The 17,644-nt window shown below is 67.6% G+C and carries 14 protein-coding genes; 5 read left to right on the top strand and 9 right to left on the bottom strand.

The window, feature by feature from the left end:
- Positions 1-81: 81 nt before the first annotated feature.
- Positions 82-1,215 carry a pyridoxal-phosphate-dependent aminotransferase family protein gene (locus Poly30_RS04220; RefSeq protein ID WP_145194776.1) on the bottom strand — a complete coding sequence of 378 codons (1,134 nt, stop codon included), beginning with the start codon at positions 1,213-1,215 and terminating at the stop codon, positions 82-84.
- Between the two features lie 174 nt (positions 1,216-1,389).
- On the opposite strand from Poly30_RS04220, the gene Poly30_RS04215 reads away from it, so the two are divergent.
- Positions 1,390-2,466, top strand: a complete 1,077-nt coding sequence (locus Poly30_RS04215; protein WP_145194775.1) for a hypothetical protein — start codon at positions 1,390-1,392, stop codon at positions 2,464-2,466.
- Positions 2,467-2,486: 20 nt separating this feature from the next.
- Here the strand turns inward: Poly30_RS04215 and Poly30_RS04210 are convergent, their stop codons facing one another.
- Positions 2,487-4,880, bottom strand: a complete 2,394-nt coding sequence (locus Poly30_RS04210; protein ID WP_419190932.1) for a DPP IV N-terminal domain-containing protein — start codon at positions 4,878-4,880, stop codon at positions 2,487-2,489.
- A gap of 178 nt (positions 4,881-5,058) precedes the next feature.
- Between Poly30_RS04210 and Poly30_RS04205 the strand changes: the two genes are divergently transcribed.
- Positions 5,059-6,828: a hypothetical protein gene (locus Poly30_RS04205; RefSeq protein ID WP_419190931.1), complete on the top strand. Its 1,770-nt coding sequence runs from the start codon at positions 5,059-5,061 to the stop codon at positions 6,826-6,828.
- 67 nt (positions 6,829-6,895) lie between these two features.
- On the opposite strand, the gene Poly30_RS04200 is transcribed toward Poly30_RS04205, so the two are convergent.
- Positions 6,896-8,194 carry a type IV pilus twitching motility protein PilT gene (locus tag Poly30_RS04200; RefSeq protein WP_145194772.1) on the bottom strand — a complete coding sequence of 433 codons (1,299 nt, stop codon included), beginning with the start codon at positions 8,192-8,194 and terminating at the stop codon, positions 6,896-6,898.
- A gap of 130 nt (positions 8,195-8,324) precedes the next feature.
- Between Poly30_RS04200 and Poly30_RS04195 the strand changes: the two genes are divergently transcribed.
- From Poly30_RS04195 to Poly30_RS04185, 3 genes are read left to right on the top strand one after another with little or no spacing between them, the layout of a single operon-like run.
- Positions 8,325-9,710, top strand: coding sequence for a TlpA family protein disulfide reductase (locus Poly30_RS04195; RefSeq protein ID WP_145194771.1), 1,386 nt, complete (start codon positions 8,325-8,327; stop codon positions 9,708-9,710).
- 13 nt (positions 9,711-9,723) lie between these two features.
- The gene (locus Poly30_RS04190) at positions 9,724-10,203 is read left to right on the top strand and encodes a hypothetical protein (RefSeq protein ID WP_145194770.1); all 480 of its coding nucleotides are present in this window, start codon (positions 9,724-9,726) and stop codon (positions 10,201-10,203) included.
- A 26-nt stretch (positions 10,204-10,229) separates the two neighbouring features.
- Positions 10,230-11,624, top strand: a complete 1,395-nt coding sequence (locus Poly30_RS04185) for a HEAT repeat domain-containing protein (protein WP_145194769.1) — start codon at positions 10,230-10,232, stop codon at positions 11,622-11,624.
- Here the strand turns inward: Poly30_RS04185 and Poly30_RS04180 are convergent.
- From Poly30_RS04180 to Poly30_RS04155, 6 genes are read right to left on the bottom strand one after another with little or no spacing between them, the layout of a single operon-like run.
- The gene (locus Poly30_RS04180; RefSeq protein WP_145194768.1) at positions 11,621-12,853 is read right to left on the bottom strand and encodes a saccharopine dehydrogenase family protein; all 1,233 of its coding nucleotides are present in this window, start codon (positions 12,851-12,853) and stop codon (positions 11,621-11,623) included. The two genes, Poly30_RS04185 and Poly30_RS04180, sit on opposite strands and share 4 nt — an antisense overlap.
- Positions 12,850-14,214: a hypothetical protein gene (locus Poly30_RS04175; protein WP_145194767.1), complete on the bottom strand. Its 1,365-nt coding sequence runs from the start codon at positions 14,212-14,214 to the stop codon at positions 12,850-12,852. Before Poly30_RS04175 ends, Poly30_RS04180 begins: the two co-directional genes overlap by 4 nt.
- A gap of 43 nt (positions 14,215-14,257) precedes the next feature.
- A complete protein-coding gene (locus tag Poly30_RS04170) occupies positions 14,258-15,094 on the bottom strand; it encodes a DUF3299 domain-containing protein (RefSeq protein WP_419190930.1) in 837 nt (278 codons plus the stop codon).
- Positions 15,087-15,653, bottom strand: coding sequence for a hypothetical protein (locus tag Poly30_RS04165; protein ID WP_145194765.1), 567 nt, complete (start codon positions 15,651-15,653; stop codon positions 15,087-15,089). The genes Poly30_RS04170 and Poly30_RS04165 overlap by 8 nt, the downstream gene beginning before the upstream one ends.
- Positions 15,654-15,699: 46 nt before the next feature.
- Entirely contained in the window at positions 15,700-16,938 is a 1,239-nt protein-coding gene (locus tag Poly30_RS04160; RefSeq protein WP_145194764.1) for an ABC transporter permease, read from the bottom strand.
- Entirely contained in the window at positions 16,935-17,618 is a 684-nt protein-coding gene (locus Poly30_RS04155; RefSeq protein WP_145194763.1) for an ABC transporter ATP-binding protein, read from the bottom strand. Before Poly30_RS04155 ends, Poly30_RS04160 begins: the two co-directional genes overlap by 4 nt.
- Positions 17,619-17,644: the final 26 nt, after the last annotated feature.

The following is a 17,644-nucleotide window of genomic DNA, read 5'->3' as shown; positions in this document are numbered from 1 at the left end:
CCATGGCCCCGGACCCCCCGTCCGAGCGCCGCGCGCGCCGACCGGGGACTGTGCTCTATCCGGGGGGGCAGACTCAAGGTTTCAGCGTCGACTTAGGGCGTCCTTCAGGCCCGCCAGACACAGCGTCACGTTCTGCATCGTCGAACCGGCCCCCATCAGGCCGATACGCCAGGTGTTCCCCTTCATCGGGCCCAGGCCGCCGCCGATCTCCAGGCCGTACTTCTCCAGCAGGAATCGCCGCGTCTTGCCGTCGTCCACGCCGTCCGGGATCGCCACGGTCGTCAGGGGATTCAGACGCTCCGCCTCCGGCACTCGCACTTCCAGGCCCAGCTCCGCCAGGCCCTCCCGCAGCGCCGCCGAGTTCCGTGCGTGCCGCTCGAATCGCGCCTCCAAGCCTTCCTCCAGCACCAGCCTCAGCGCCTCGTGCATCGCGTAGAGCATGTTGATCGGCGCCGTGTGGTGGTAGCTCCGCTCCTCGCCCCAGTACCCGCGGATGAGCGAGAGGTCCAGGTACCACGACTGCACCTTGTGCTTCCGGCGATCCATCTTCTCCACCGCGCGCGGCGAAAACGTCACGGGCGACAGCCCCGGAGGACAGGAGAGGCACTTCTGCGTCCCAGAGTAGGCCGCGTCGACCCCCCACTCGTCGATCTTCACCGCGTGTCCGGCGAGGGACGTCACGCAGTCGATGAGCAGCAGAGCCCCCAGGTCGTCGGCGAGTTCACGCACTTCCGGAATCGGCTGCAGCACGCCCGTCGAGGTCTCCGCGTGCACCACGGCCACCAGGTCGTAGCGATCGTGCTCCGCGCCGGCCCGCAGCTGATCGGCGGTGAACGCGCGTCCCCACTCGCCTTTCACCTCGGTCACCTCCGCGCCGGTGCGACGTGCCACCTCGGCCATGCGGGTTCCGAATACGCCATCGACGCCGATCAGGGCGCGATCGCCCGGCTCCAGGAGGTTCACCATGCAGGTCTCCATGCCGGCAGAACCGGTGCCGGACATCGGCATGGTGAGGTCGTTCTTCGTCTGGAAGACCGCGCGCATCATTTCGCGGAGCTGGTCCATCACGACGAGGAACTCGGGGTCGAGGTGCCCCAGCGTGGGACGAGCCATCGCGAGCAGCACGGCATCGTCCACGTCGGAGGGCCCGGGGCCCATCAGGGTGCGGCGAGAGGGCGTGAGCGCTTTCGGGATGGCGGAGAGAGGCTGTTGCATGGCCAGATCCTGAGGGGACTCGCCCTGAAACACAACCTCGGCACGTTTCCGTCCCCCAACGGTCTCCCGGCCCGGGCCCGAGGCGACCACGAATCGCCTGACAGGGCTATGCTTGTGTAAGGAGTTCCGCACCGTGCCGCTCCGTCCGACCCCAGCCAGCGAACGAAGTCGACCATGAAGCATCGCCTCCCGCTCCTCACCGTGGCCGCCGCCCTGATGGCCTCCGCCTCCGCGCAGCAACCCTCCATCTTCGTGGACTTCGGCAGCCTCTCGTTCGGCTTCGGTGTTCCGACCACCGGCTACGCAGCAGCGGCTCCGATCGGCGGTCAATGGGACATCGTGGACACGGATCAATTCCTGGGCGCGACCAGCTACACGACCCCGCCACTCGTGGACATCAACGGGACGCAGACAGCGGTCACCCTGACGTGCGACTCGCTCGGCCTGGGCCTCATCGACTTCGAGTCGGATGAGCCCTTCACCACGGGCGACGACCAGGCGCTGATCGATGACATTTTTTACGTGGATGGCCCGAGCGAAATTCGCCTGAACAACCTGCCCCCCGGCTCCTACGACGTCGTCACCTACGCGATGGCGCCCGACGATCCGACCGGCCTCACCACCGTCAGCGTCGTAGGTTCTGCCGACCCGCTTCAGTCGGTCGGCGGCGACTTTTCGTCGGGCTTCGTACTCGGCGTGACCCACGCGATCCACACGGTCACCGTGTCCGCGGGCCAGCCGCTCGTCATCCAGTGTGACTTCACGGTCTTCTCCGACTCGATCAACGGGGTGCAAGTCCTGCCGGCGGGCACCGTGGCCGGACTCGGCATGAACTACTGCGGCCCCGCCGTGGTGAACTCCTCGGGCCAATCCGCCGCCATGCAGGCCGTTGGCTCGCGAGTCGCTGCCGACAACGACGTCACGCTCACCTGCGTTCAGATGCCCCAGCTCGCCTTCGGATTCTTCATCGTCAGCCCGCTCCAGGGCTTCGCGGCGAACCCCGGCGGAAGCTCCGGCAACCTCTGCGTGACCGGCACCGTCGGTCGCTACGTCGGCCCCGGTCAGATCCAGAACTCAGGCGTGGCCGGGCAGATCACGCTGGTCCTCGACCTCGCGAGCGTGCCGCAGCCGAACGGCGCGGTGGCCGTCCAGCCGGGGCAAACCTGGAACTGGCAGACCTGGTTCCGCGACTCGTCGGGCGGCATGCCGACCTCGAACTTCTCGGACGGCCTGCAGATCGACTTCCTGTAGCCAGACGCGGATGCGGGTGGCTACCGGTGGAGCAGGTGCTCCTGGATCAGCCGCCACTCGGTCTGCTTCGCGTGCCAGGACATGTCCCTGGAGCGGATGCCGTGCCTCGTCTGCGGGTACGCCATCATGCTCCAGTTCGTCTTGTCCGCTTTCATGAGCGCCTCGACCATCTGGTAGAGGTTCTGCACGTGCACGTTGTCGTCCATGATCCCGTGGAAGAGGTGCAGGTGGCTCTTGGGATCGAGGTTCTTGGCCTGGGCGAGGACCGACGTTTTTTCGTAGCCCTCCAGGTTGTCGACGGGCGTGCGCATGTAGCGCTCGGTGTAGATCGTGTCGTACATGCGCCAGTCGTAGACGCCGCCGCCCGCGAACCCGAGCCTGAACTTGTCCGTGCGCATCAGGCAGTTCGCCGTCATCGTGCCGCCGAAGCTGAAGCCCGAGATCATGACGCGATCGCCGTCGGCCCAGGGGTTCGCCGTGAGCCAGTCGACGACGTCCGACATGTCGTCGACTTCCTGGAGCCCGACGCGACGGTAGAGGGCTGACGTCGCCTTCTGACCGCGCAGGGTTGAGGTCCGCACGTTCGCCTGCATCGTCAGGATCCCCTGCTGAGCGAGGAACTGGTAGTAGGCGCTGGAGTTCCAGCGGTTGCGCACGGACGGCGCCGCGGGTCCCGAGTAGGTCGCGACGCTGATCGCGTAGGACTTCGCGGGGTCGAAGTCTGCCGGCTTCAGGAGTGACACGTCCAGCTCGACGCCGTCGCGCGTCTTCACCTTGAAGAGTTCCCAGGTGCCGAGGGCGAACTCGTCCGCGTGATCGATCGTCGCGCGGCTCAGCTCGCGGATCTCCTTGCCGTCCGCGTCACAGAGAACCGCGCGCCCGGGGTTCTGCAAGCTGGAGTAGCTGTCGACGAACATCGTCCGATCTCCGTTGAAGGAAACGCTGTGCGTGCCTTCACCGTGGGTCAGGCGCACGGTGCTCGCGCCATCGAGCGACGCGCGGTACACGTTGCGGTTGATGTCCCCCGCCGCCGTGGACGCGAACCAGACGTGGCCGGGGCTGCTGTCCGTCGGCTCCTCGACGTGTTCGACGCCGAGGACGTTGCCCTCGCCGCTCGTCACGGCGTTCATCAGCGTCCCGTCGGCCGCGTAGCGGTAGATGTGATTCGTTCCGGTGCGGTGGCTCTGCCAGAGGAACGAGCCGTCCCCGAGCCAGGTCGGGTCCTCGGGCCGCTCCGTCCAGGTGTCGGAGGTCTCGCGGATCAGCACGTCGCCCTTCCCCGTTTCCGGATCGACGCTGAGGACGTCGGCCCAGGTCTGGATCCGATCCTGCACGTGCACGAGGCAGCGTGCCCCGTCCGGCGTCCAGCCCACCCGCACGATGAGGATCTCCTGGCCGTCGTAGCGCGAGAGGTCGACCCAGGCGATCGCGCCTTCCTCGGCGTTGACGATGCCGACCTCGGGGATCGGGTTCGGATCGCCAACCTTCGGGTAGTTCGTGACCTCGGCCTTGACGCGGAAGTGGCCGTCCTCGATGTGATCGACGACGGTGAACTCGTAGACGGGGCTTTCGTCGAGCGAGATGAACGCGGTGTGCTCGCCGCTCGGCGACCAGAAGTGCGCCTGGAAGTCGCCGCGGCCGTAGATCTCTTCCTGGTAGACCCAGTCGAGCACGCCGTTGAACTGATCGGGCCCGCCGTTCGAAGTGATGGCGCGCACGCGACCGGTGGCCGTGTCGGCGAGGAAGAGGTCGCCTTCGCGGACCCAGGAGACCCAGAGGCCGTTCGGCGACAGGCGGTCGTAGCGGATCTCGCCGTCGGCGCCGCGTGCGACGACGGTCGGCGCGTGACCTTCGAGGCGGACCCAGAGTTCGTCATCGAGGTAGACGAGGCGCGCCTTTCCGTCCCGGGAGGTCTGCTCGGCCTTCATCGCGAGAGCCTTCGCGATCTTGGCGACCGCCTTGTCGGAGTAGCGGGTCCCGAAAGCGCGGGAGATCTCGTCTTCGATCGTGAGCGCGAGCTCGGAGGGCGCGTCCGAGTCGCCAGGGGCGGCCGCCTTCTGATCGGGGAGTTCCTTGCCGCTGGCGGGATCGAAAAGCGTCGCCTTGTCGCGGCCCTCACGCCGCGCGAGCGCGCTTCGATCCTCACCTCCCCAGTCCCACGAGGGCATCTCCGCGCTGAATCGAATCTGGTCGACCCCCGGCTTCCCGGCCACTTCCTCGAACTTCAGCGCGCGCGTTTCCGCGGTTGGCTGGCTCGCTTCCGAGCTGGGTTCAGGGCTCGATTCAGGGCTCGATTCAGGGCCAGCATTTCCGATTCCCACAGAGGCCCTCGTTTGCGGGTCGCCGGGATCGGACGGGAGCGGGGAGAGACAGGAAGAGGCCGCCCAGAGGGCCGCAGCGGTGAAGATGTCCATGGATCGCCGTGAAGTCGCCCGTTGATGGGCATTCGGGTGAATTTCAGGGACCTTCATCCCTTCTTTGTCGGCCAGTTTAGGCTTCTGGCCGAATGGCTGACTCGGTCGGAAGTAAGAGTCTTCCCCGCTGTGCCGACAGCACTGTTCACGTTCTGTTTTCACCCTACCCCTCGCCTCGATGTGGATCCCCAACCTCGCTTCGCTCCTGCTCCCTGTAGCGTCCCTCGGCGGCCCGACCGCGGGTCTCCCGGTGGAGGCCGGCCTGCTCGCTGCGCTACCCGCCGAGGCCTCCCTCGTCATCCACCTGCCCAACCCCAAGGCGCTGATGGCCAGCCGTGAAACCAACCGCTGGGTGGGTTTCGCCACGGACGCGGAGTGGGGACGTCTGCTCGGGCCCGTTCTCGCAGCCGTGGGCGACGACGTGACCGAGTCCGAGGTCGCGGAGTGGCGCGAGCGCGTCCTCGGGGCCCTCGAGGACTCCACGGACCTGGTGGGATTCGCGACGGGTCTCGACGATCAGGAGGCGTCGCTGGGATTGATCGTCCGTGGCGGCGAGAAGACGGCGGCGCTCCTGAGGCTCTTCATCGGAGGCGATGCCCGGGTCGAGACGATCGACGGTGGGCACGAAGTGCTCCTGAGTGCTGCTGGACGCGCCGAGCTCTACTACGAATTCGAAGGGCTGATCATGGTCCTGTCCACGCCCACGGTGGAAGGGTCCAAGGCCGTCGCCAGCGGTTGCCTCGCCTCGCTCGCCGAGGGCGAACTGCCGCCGCTCTTTCTGCACAAGGGCATCGCCGAGCGGCGCCGCCCCGGCGCGGCCTTCGAATTCGCCCTGGATCTTTCCGACCTCACTGCCACGGAAGAGACCGGCTTCGACGAGAACGGCAAGCTCCCGATCGGAGGCGGAAGCTCCGCGGACGGCATGGACAAGCTCATGGACGAACTGAAGACCGCTGCTTCTTCGGTCCAGTGGGTCTACGGGACCGGTGAGCTCGGCCTCGGCGAGACGGCGAACTGGAACCTCTATGCGCCCTTCGATTCGACGTCGCTCATCGGAAAGGCGCTCGGCTTCTTCGGAGAGGCCGACAAATCCCTACTGGCCGCCGCTCCGGCGGGTTCCATCAGCGCCACGGTCGGCGCGTTCGATATCAACGGTTTCACGCGCTGGGCCCTGGACACCACGCGCAAATTCTCCGAGGACGCTTACGAGCAGGCCATGGGAGGACTGAGCGCCGCGAAGTCCGCCGTCGGTGTCGACCTCCTGGAGGACATCGTGGGCCCCATGAGGGGCCAGTTCCTCGGCTTCAGCACCGCTCCCTCCACGGAACAAGGTGGCTCGCTGCTCGCGCTGACGAACGTCGGAAGCACGACCTTCATCGCGCTCACGGAAGAGACGGATCCGCTGCTGGATCTCTTCGACTCGCTGCTCGAGATGTCCGGCATGGGCGATACGATCACGAACGAGCAGTTCGCCGTGGCGGGCGGCACGGAGGAGATGGAGCTCTGGCGCAGTGACGCCTCGACGGGCCTGCCGGTCACGATCGGCGTGGGCAACGGGCGGCTGTTGATCTCGTCGGATGCCGCAGGCAGCCAGGCGTATCTCGCGCGCATGAAGGGCGAGGAAGGCGTCGCCGCGCTTCTGGACGACAAGGACCTCGCCGGGGCCGTCGCTGGCGCATCGGGTGCGATCATCACGATCCAGCCGACGGTGGCGATGGCCGACGCGCTCGAAGGACTGGGAGCCATGATGGACTCCATGAACCCGGAGGTGTGGCTCCCCGATCAGGACATGGAAGACGGCGGCGACGAAGAAGAGGCGGTCCTCATGACGATGACCGAGACGATGCGGAACGTCGCGTCGCTCGCCCGTCAGTACTTCAGCGGCACGACGACCTCCGAGTTCGTGATCGGCGATGGGATCGTCGAGCTTCGCACGCGGTCCAAGTAGGCGCGGAAGAGTCCGCGGAAGACATCGGGGGAGGACAGCGCCAGTGCGCTGCCCTCCCCCGATCGGATCAGGTGCGACCCTTCTTGAACTGTTCGAACGGGTCCGCGACAGGTGACGGCGGCATCTCCTGGTCATGGGCCTGGGACGGCAGCGGAGCGGCAGGAGCCTGGGGTTGCGGCTGCGGGCGCTGCTGTTGCTGCTGTTGTGGTTGCTGCTGCTGCTGCTGCTGGGCAGGCGCGGGATGCGGCGCCGTACCGGGTGCGCTCGCGCCTCCGTTCGAAAGCATCGAAGCGTCCCAGCGAACGCCCGCGGCGTTGATCGCGCTCACGAAGCCGTCCTTGTCCACGGCCTTGATATAGGCCTCGCTCGGCGAAACGGTGCCGGTGCGAACGAGCTCGGCGAGCGAGTCGTTGAGCAGGCGCATGCCGACCTTGCCGCCCATCTGCATCGAGCTGGTGATCTGGTGGGTCTTGCCCTCGCGGATGAGCGAACTCACGGCCGAGTTGACGAGCAGTACCTCGAGCGCGGCGACGCGGCCGCCCGCCTGCTTCTTGCACAGCGTCTGCGCAACGACGCCCTTCAGCGACGACGACAGCATGGTGCGGATCTGCGACTGGCGGTCCGCGGGGAACTGGTCGATGATCCTGTCGACGGTGCTCGCCGCCGTGGTCGTGTGCAGCGTGCCGAAGACGAGGTGACCCGTCTCCGCGGTTTCGATGGCGATCTCGATGGTCTCGAGGTCCCGCATCTCGCCGACGAGTACGATGTCCGGGTCCTCACGCAGGGCGGCCTTCAGCGCGCGCTTGAACGACGCCGTGTGAGCCCCGACCTCCCGCTGGTTGATGAGGCACTTCTGGTCCTTGTGTACGAACTCGATCGGATCCTCGATGGTGAGGATGTGGTCCGCGCGGTTCTTGTTGATGTGGTCGATCATCGCCGCGAGCGTGGTCGACTTACCCGAGCCGGTCGGGCCCGTCACGACCACGAGACCCTTCGAGAGGAAGCAGAGTTCGCGCACGGCCGGGGGCAGGTTCAGCTGATCGCAGGTCAGGATCTCCTCGGGGATCTGGCGAAAGACGGCGCCCGGTCCGCGGTTGTCCTGGAAGAAGTTCACGCGGAAGCGTGCGACGCCGGGGAGGTAGTAGGCGAAGTCGAGGTCGTTGTTCTTCTCGAAGTCCTTCCAGGCGTCCGCGGGAGCGATCTCGCGGAGGATCTGGGCCATCTGATCCGGCTCGATGACCGCGCACTCCTGGATCGGGACCATGTCGCCGTGGAGGCGAAACTGGGGCTTCGTCTTGGAGGACATGTGGAGGTCGGAAGCTCCGAGCTCGACCATGCGGGTGAAGAGTGCGTCGATCCAGGCCATGACAGTCTCTTGTGAAGGGCTCGGGCGGGCCGAGTGGGGCAAGCGATGAGGGTGAGGAAGCGCTGAACTTCCCGGACGCAAGGGTGATCGACACGAACCGCTGAATCCCTCAAGTCGATACTCTGATCGGATGCGCAAAACTTTCCGACCCGGGGCCACCCGATGCCTCGCGGCGCTTTCGCTGGCCGTCCCGGCCGTGCTCGCCACGTCGATCCTCGCTCTCCCGGGCTGCGAAGGAGGCTCGCCCGAGGCGAAGACCGAGGCTCCGGCGGCTGGCGGTGCAGGGACGAGCGGACCAGCGGCCAGCAAGCCGGGGACCAGCGAGCGGGCCAAGGAACAGGCTGGCCAAATCACCGGGCTTCCGAAAGCCGGGCACTGGCGCGGGAGCCTGCTCTCCCCCGGCGGCCCGCTGACCTTCGGCCTCGACTTCGAGGAGGAGCCGGAGGGCCTGCGCGCGTTCCTGATCAACGGATCGGAGCGGCGCCCGGCCGGGCTCGTCCAAGAAACCGACGGGGGAATCGAATTCGCGATCCCCCCCTACCGATCCCGCCTGGTCGCGACGCTGGAGTCGGACGGCAGCTCCCTCGTGGGCGCCTGGGAGCGCGATCACGGCGGGCCGAAGCCTGCGATGCTCCCCTTCGCCGCCGTCGACGACGCGACCCCGCCGAAGATCCCGGAGCTCTCCGGGGAAGCCGTCTCCCGCATCAGCGGGCGCTGGGCCGTCCAGTTCGAAGGCGACGAGGATCCCTCGGTCGGGCTCTTCCAGGTCGAGCCCTCCGGCCGCGCCACGGGCACCTTCCTGACGACGCTGGGCGACTACCGCTACCTCGCGGGCTACAGCGACGGCAACGCCCTGCACCTGTCGTGCTTCGACGGGGCCCATGCGTTCCTCTTCACGGCGCGGCGCCAGAGCGACGGCACCCTCCAGGGCGACTTCTGGTCCCGGAACACCTACCACACGACCTGGAGCGCCGAGAAGTCGAAGGACGCCGCGCTGCCCGACGATTTCGCCCTGACCGAATGGGTCGGCGGGGTTCCGCTCTCCGAGGTTCGCTTCACCGACGCCGAGGGCACCCTTCGAAGCCTCGACGACGAGACGTTCCGCGCCAAGGCCCGGGTCCTGGTGCTGTTCGGCACCTGGTGTCCGAACTGCAACGACCTCACGGAGTACCTGGTCCAGCTCGACCGGCAGTACGACGATCTCGGGATCGTCGGGATCGCGTTCGAACTCGGGGACGACCCCGCGGCCCATCGCCGCGCCATCGCCGACTACGCCGCGCACCACGGCGCCACCTACCCGATCCTGGTCGGCGGGATCTCGGACAAGGCCGCCGCATCGGCCGCCTTCCCGCTGGTGGACCGGATCCGCGCCTACCCCACCACCGTGTTCATGGACGGTGAGGGAAACGTCAGCGCCGTGCATACCGGCTTCAGCGGCCCCGCCACGGGCGATGCTTACGACGCCTTGAGAACTCGATTCGAGTCAGAGATCGAGAGCTTGCTCGCCAGGGACTAGAATAAGGCGCGTCATGCCTCTCTACATACTGATCGTGCTCCTCGGGGGAATCCTCGCCGCCCCGAGCCTCCTCATGGATACGACGAAGAGCGTCGGCGAGATGGCCCTGAAGGCGTACGAGCGTGGCCCGAAGCCCGGCGGCGGCGGCGACGCCATCGAGGTCTCGATCCTGGCGCTCAAGAACGTCAACTATCGCCGGGGGCGCGCGCTTCCGAAGTGGGTTCAGGAGCTCGACGGCAAACGCGTCAGCCTCTGGGGTTACATGGCGATCGGAACGCTGGAGGGACGGGAGTCGTTCGAACTCGTGCCTGAGTCCTGCGAATGCGGGCGCTCGAAGATCAACCACTTCGTCGACGTGACCCTGACGAAGGGCCGTACCAAGTACATCCCCGGTCGCATCACGCTCGAGGGTGTTTTCCACGCCAGCGAGGAGGAGACCGACGGGTTCATCACGAGCCTCTATCGACTCCGGACCCCGGAACTTCCGCGATAGGGACTCCCGCGCACATCGACTGCACCATGGAACGTCTTCCTCGGCCAGGCTTCGGCCGGTACGCCACGCTCGCCCTCATCGCTCTGCCTCTGCTGACCGGGGCGGCTCACGCCACCCCTGGACCGAACGCCTCCCCTCAGGCAACGGAAGCGCCCGACGCCGAGCTGCAGAAGAAAATCGACACGTTCCTGGGGCATGCGCGACGCGGATCGGCCGTGATCCGGCCCCAGGCCGCGGATCGCCTCGTCGGACTGGGAGAACCCGCGGCGCGCCGGATCCTGGAAGTCGCCGGGGAGACGAACGAACAGCTGGCGCTCCTCGGAACGAACCTCGTCGAGGCCTTCGGGGCCTTCGAGAACTCCGAGAGCGGAACGAAGCTCCGCCAGAGGCTCTGGCCCGCGCTGGAGGACAGCGAGTTCCCCTGGCGCCCGGCGGCGGCCCGGGGGCTTTCGCTTCATCCGCAGCCCTCGGAGAAGGAGCTCTTCGTGCGCTACCTGGAGGATCCGATCGCGCCGGTCCGGCTGGCGGCGCTCGATGCGCTCTACACGCTGACGGAGGGCGCGGAGGGAGCCGCGCGGCAGAGCTACCTCCAGCACGCCGTGGCCCGCCTCTCCGACGAGAACGACATCGTACGGCGCGAGGCGGCGCTCCAGCTTCACGCGCGCGGTCACGGTTACGCGCTCCTCTGGCTGCTGGAGGACATGCGCCGTGACGACGCGTTCTTCGGCGTGCCGTTCGGGAAGATGGCGCGCTACGACGCCATGCGCGCGCTCATGGACCGCGGCATCGATCTTGGCGAGTACAACCCCGAGCTGCCGCCGGACACGAACCTCAACCGCGCGGGCGTCGCGGCGCTGGAGAAGCGCGTTCGCGAGGCGGCTGCGAAGTCAGAGGCCCAGCTCCCCGAGAGCGAGCGCGGCCTGCTCGTGGACGGCCCAGCCCCCATTGCGCAAGCGGCCCCACCGATCCAGAACGCGGTGATCGGGCTCCAGCTGAAGTCGTGCCGCCGCGGCGACTACTACCTGCGCTGGACGGCCGACGACGTGCTGGTCGTCGGCTACGGCAACCCGGTGCGGATCCAGCTCGCGACGGGAACGACCGACGCGCTGGTGAAAGCCGGCAAGGAAGCGCAGGCGCCGCTGGAGGACCAGGTCTTCTGGGGCCGCGCGGGCTGCGATATGGAGGGCTACTTCCTGCCGCGCCAGGACGCGAGCAATCCGTCGCCGCTGAACCTGATCCTCGCGAAGAACGAGGAGCCGATGGAGGGCCTGCGCCCCGCCGTGCTCAGTGAGTTCGGCGCGAAGCTCTGCGCCTCGATCCCCTCCGACCAAGAGCTGAGCCAGTCCGACCCGCGCACGCGGGAGCTGGCGAAGCGGGTACGGGCTGCGTTCGCGTCGATCGGTGGCCCCGTCGTCCATTAGCCCGGGGCCGGGCGCTGATCGACGGTCACGGAGTGCTGCCCCGTCGAACCGAGGCGCTCGCGAAGCCGCGCACCCAGCGCGCTGACCGGCGTCAGAACCCCGCCCCCTTGCGCCTCGCCCGCGGCGAGCGCGAGCCCCACCTCGACCAGGATCCGCACCGTCGCGGCGTTGCCGGGGTCGCCCTGCATGTCCTGCTCGATGACGAAGGTGCCACCGCCCTCCAGGAAGGCCGTCGTCGTCATCCGGGTGAGGCCTTTCCGAAGCGTCTCCTCCGACGGCCCCTCGCCGGGGGAGGGACCGAAACGGCGCGCGAGCCTTCGGCCGACGCCCGTCGAGAGCAACCCGACGCCCGCCCCTAGAAGCGCCGTGGTCGTCCAGGCGGCCAGCCAGCCGCGGCCCTTCGACACCGACTGATATTCGTCGTAGCGGAACGTGTCCCCGAGCCCATCGATCAGGTCGCCCTCGATCGCAGGCGACTCCCCGGCGCGCGCGAGCTCGATCATCCTGCGGACGACGCGGCGGTTGATCGCTCCCATGAAGAACGGAGCGACGTAACGGCCGCCGGTCTCGTCGAAGACAGGTCGCGTGGGATCGGCGAGGGCGCGACGCTCAGGCCCGCTCGCGCTGGCGTTCGGCACGAGCGAGTAGGGGTCCGCGAGCAGCCGCCGGTCGCCGTTCTCCATGATGTCGATGGCGGACGCGAGCGTTCCGCCGTTCAACCCGCCGCGCAGTCGATACACGGTCCGCAGGGACGCGAGCCGAACGCCGCGGCGGCGCGCCTCCTCCATCGCCGTGAACGCGGCAAGCTCTGCGGGCACCGAGTCGAAGCCGGACGCCGGGAGCAGCGTGGTTCCCTCGGCCTTCGCGCGCGCATGATGCCGATCGATGAGGCCGCGCATGAACGGAACCTCGCCGGTCAGATCGGCGTAGTGGGTCCGCTCGGCCACGCAGGCGTCCGCGACGGGTCCGCCGAGCTTCGCGAAGGGTCCCGCGGTCGTGAGCAGGACGCGCGTGCTGCGCGCGAGGGCGGTCAGGCTCTCCGTATCTTCGACATCGGCCACCACGTGGCCGCAGCCCAGCCGCTTCGATAGCGCCGCGAGCGCGTCGGCCCGACGGCCCGCCACCGCCCAGGAAAGACCGTCCGGCGCCACCTTCGCGAGCCGCTCCGCCGCGTGCCCGCCCGCGAAGCCGGTCGCGCCCAGCAAGACGATGTCGAAGTCTCGATTCATCGTCCCACCGTATCAGGCTGCTGCCGCGCAGCGAACCCTGGCAGGCTCTCGACCATCCGGATGCGCCCCTGGGCGAGGGAGCGCGCGATCACCTCGCTCCGCCAGCTGAGAAGCCAGCGCAGAAGGAACCAGGAAGCGATCCCCAGCACCACGAACGGCCAGGCGTAGGTGTAGGGCAGCCAGTCTACGGCGGGCTCGATCTTGTTGCCCCAGTAGTCCCGCGCTTCCGGGAACTTCGTGGCCTCGACCGCGCGCACCATGGTCACCCCGATCACGCCCGAGCCCGCCACGATCGGCGGCAAGATGGCCTCGAGCCGGAGCACCGAGCGATACCGGGTCACCATCCCCGCGAGGTCCCACCAGACCCCCAGAAGACCCAGGACGAGGACGCCGCAGAACGGCGCTCCCCAGAACACGCGGCGGCTCAGCTCTGGCGCATTGAGGAAGACCAGAAGGAGCCCGACCGCGGCCACCAGCACCCCGAACGCCTTCAGTCGGCGCTCGATCCGGAGGTGACGCTCGTTCCGGCTCCAGTAGACGGCCTGGTCGACCTTGCGGGTCGTGCGCCCGCAAACGTCGCACCCTCGGCTCGCCACGACGATCGGCGAGATCGGGGCGAAGCAGTAGAGGCAGAAGGCGTCCTTGCCGCCGAGGGTCAGGCCCTGGTAGGTAGAGGACGGCCGCGAACCGACCAGCCCCTTCGCCTCGCGGACAGCCTCGACCGACTCCGCCGCGGCCACCTTTCGCTCGGGCCGACGCATCGTCGGAATCCGCTCCTGCGCGATCTCCCCCGCGTGCTGGGCATGCTCGGCCTGGGCGCTGCGCCGAAGTCGCTCCACCCGGGCTGCGAAGAGCCGGGACCCGTACGCGAGCGGCAACACGACCACGAGCAACACAGCCGTCTCCTTGAGCGCCACCGGCAGGTTCGGGGAACGCCGCGACAGCCACTGGAAAAGGCACCACAGAAGCGGACCTGCACTCACCACCAGAAGCGCCGCCGGCATCAGCACCTCGCTTCGATAGCGAGAGCGCTTGCGCGTGCGAAGGCTCGCCAGATCCCACCACAGCATCATCGGGATCAGCGCGCCCAAGAGCGCGAAGACCTTCCAGCCGGTCTCCATCGGATTCACATCCGTGACCATGAGCGCGGTCGTCGCGAGCACGATCAGAAACGCACCGCCGACCTGCAGCTTCTCCTGCGAGTGGATGGCCTCGCGCGAGCGAGTCCAGAAGGTGCCCATGTCCACGCGTAGGTTCTGCGCGCCGCAGGCCGGACACCGGATGGAGGCGTCGAAGCCCTCCACCAGCGGTCCGTGGCAGCGGAGACAGTAGGGCGCCGTGACTTCCGATCGGGACTTCATGGGGGGACTCTACGCCCGGCGCCGAGATGCATTCGCGGAACGCTTACTCTTCGCGCGCGTCGTCGCCGTCGATCTTGTACGCGCCCACGGCGTAGCCGGCGGCGTCGCTCGATCCGGCGAGGTGGAACACGCCGCGCGTGACGACCGGGACGAACTGGATGTAGTTCGTGCCCTCACCCTTCATCGGCACATCGACCCACTCGTCGGCCTCGGGCTGCTGGCCGAAGCAGCAGCTCTTCAGGTCCCGCACGAGCATGAAGTGCTCCAGCTTGTTCTTGTTCCAGCGCAGCGCGATCATGTAGCCGGTCAGCGCGACTTTCTTGCCGTCGAGGGATCGGATGCGATCGGGGAACTGGATCTTTTCGCCTTCGTCCTCGTACTCGTCCGGGTAGACGAGGGCGTCGAGGAGCGTCTCCTTGTCGACGTCCGTGAGCGACAGGTCGCTGTAGCTGATGATCCAGTAACCGTCCTTGTCCTTCTCCCAGTCGTACGACGCGGGGTCGAGGGGATCCGCACCTGGCGCCAGCACGAAGGGCGCGCGCTTCTCGACGCCGATCTCCAGCGGATTCGCCGCGAGCGCGTCATCGGTCAGCATCGAGGGGTCGACGCTCTCCGCCAGACCGCTGAGCCCCACGGGCTGACCGGAGCCCTTCGACGCCCGCGCGTCGTTCGCGATCGTCACCAGGTCCGGTCGCGCCTCGATGGGAGACTCGTCGGCAAAGCTGCGGCCTTCCGCGATCACTTCTCCACCGCGGGTCTCGCCCTTCGGAGAGCCCTCGACGGCCGCGTCACCGCACGCGATGGAGAGCGCCATCACGGCCGCTCCGCCGAGCACACAGACCCACTCGAGACGTCGCGAGGAACGCGAGGAATCAGCCATCCGAATCCTCGTGGTCGTGGCCTTCATGATCGCCGTGATCTCCCCCTTCGGCCTCATCGTGGGCATCAGCGGGATGCAGGAACTCGATGTTCTCGAAGGTCTTCCCCTTCAGCGAGATCTCCGAGACGACGACCATGAAGTGATCGAGTCCCTTGATCGAGTCGTGCTGTCCCGTGAAGAGCGAGCTGTCGCCCACCTTCTCGGTGGACGTCACGCCGCCGACGCGCGGCGCCAGCGTGACCTGAAAGCCCACCTCATCCCCATGGGGCTTGATGGTCAGGACGGGGGCTTCCGTGGAGCTGCGCTGGGACGTCGTCGCGTGCGCATCCATGGTGAAGAGCTTCACGTCGCCGGTCGCGGGATCGTGAAGGAACTCGATGTTCGCGAAGTGATCCCCGAGTTCGACGAGCGTCCCGCCGAACTTGGCCGAGTGAGCGTGCCCTTCCCCTTCGGCGTGGTCATGGCCCTCATGGCTCGCTTCGCTCCCTGAGCAAGCGGCAACGGCGACGATGGTGGCCGCGGCGATGCCGAGGCGGAAGGCGTTCTGGAATGGAAGCATGGCGATGAAAGAATGGGACAAGCGGATCCGGCGGTCGTACGACCCCTCAGGCGAGGGTCCGCGCGACGTCGGTGGAGTAGGCCTTGAACGCCGGAAATACACCGGCGAAAGCGCCGATGACGACCATCCCGACGGGTGTCCAGAGGAGCGCAGGGTGGTAGGCGAACGCCTCCATGACGACCCCGGTCTGGTCCCGGATGACGACGGTGGCCACCGACAGAATGCCCAGGTACACAGCGTACCCGAGCAGGCTGCCGAGGAAGGCGATCGTGGCCGCCTCGAGAACGATGACCGAGAAAACGGTGCTCTTGCGCGCCCCCAGGGCCCGCAGGATCGCGAATTCGCGGCGGCGCTCGTTCATCGTGTTGTAGATGCTGGCGAGGAGGCCGAAGGCCGCTACCACCACGACGAGGTAGGCGACGTAAAGGAGGATCTGAGTGATCCACCCCATCTTGTTGAAGAAGCCGCCCATGACGTCGGCGATGGGCCAGGCCAGGGTGTACAGCTTGCCGGAGTCCACGTCGTTCTTGTGGAACATGCCCGCGGCGATGCTGTGGTACTTGATCATGACGGCGGAGACTTCCTTCCACTCGTCGGGGATCAGCTTGGCACCGCGCTCGACGGTTTCCTTGCCCTCGGCGACCTTGTGACCCTCCATGCGGTAGATCCCCTCGATCGGAATCCACACGACCTGGTCGGCCGGCGTGTTCGTCGCCTCCAGCACGCCGGTGACGACGTACACCTCCGCGTGCTCGGTGCCGGGCTGGAACCGCACACCGTGGGAAGGGCGGAACTCGGAGCCGATGTCCAGACCGAGATCCTTCGCCGCTTTCGCGCCTAGCACGGCCTCCATACGGTCGTCGCTGAACGCTCGGCCGCGATCGAAGTCGAAGCCCTTGCCCCGCTGGTACTCGAACACGTCGAAGATCTCCGAGGTCGTCCCGACGATGCGATAGCCGCGCAGGTTGTCGCCGACCGCGTAGGGAATCGCGTAGCGAACGTCGGGCCGGGCCTTCGTCTCCTCGTAGACCGCCCACGGGATGTTCCCCGGTGACGTCTCCAGGTGATAGACGGTGTTCAGTACGAGCTGCAGCGGGGAGCCCTTCGCGCCGAGCACCGCGTCGTAGCCGATGTCGCCGCCGGTGAACGCGACCTTGGACTGCTCCGACACCGTGAAGACGCTCATCACGAGTCCGCTCGCGAGCCCCGCCGCGACGACCGTGATCAGGGTCGAAACCGCGTGCTGGCGCAGCGATCGCGCCACGATCATGAAGAGGGATCTCACGACGGCACCTCGCGCGCCATGGCCAGGTTGAGGTCGCGGAAGTCGAGGCTCTTGTCGAAGGCCTCTAGCACGCGCGGATCGTGGCTGACGCACACGAGCGCCGCGCCGTGCTCGCGACAGAGGCCCCGCAGCATCTCCAGCGCCTCGAGGGCGAAGCGCGGATCGAGGTTCCCGGTCGGCTCGTCGGCGAGCACGATCTTCGGGCGATTCGCGAGCGCGCGCGCGAGCGCCACGCGCTGCTGCTGGCCGATCGACATCTGGCTGGGCCGGTGGCGAAGACGATCGCCCAGCCCGAGCTGGGTGAGCAGAGCCGCCGCGAAATCGCGGTCCGCGCCTGGCCCGAACGTCATGCCGAGCAACACGTTCTCGAGCGCGGTGTAGCCGCCGAGAAGCTGGAACGTCTGAAAGACGTAGCCGAGGTTCTTCGCGCGCCACGCGTCGCGCTTCGCCTCGCCGAGATCGCTCACGACCTGCCCCTCGAAGCGAACCTGGCCGGCGTCCGGCGTCAGGAGCCCCGCGATGATGTTCAGGAAGGTCGTCTTCCCGCAGCCGCTCGTCCCGGCGATGGCGACCTCGGAGGCCGCCTCGACGTCGAACGCCGGAACGTCGAGGATCTCTTGAATCTGCCCGTCGGGGCTCTTGTACGACTTCTTGATGCCGCGCAGTTCGAGGAGTGCCATGGGACGTAGAGGATAGACCGAACGGC

It is taken from the genome of Saltatorellus ferox, assembly GCA_007751475.1.
In the GTDB taxonomy this organism is placed as follows: Bacteria; Planctomycetota; UBA1135; order UBA1135.
This window is presented reverse-complemented; position numbering and strand designations above follow the sequence as displayed.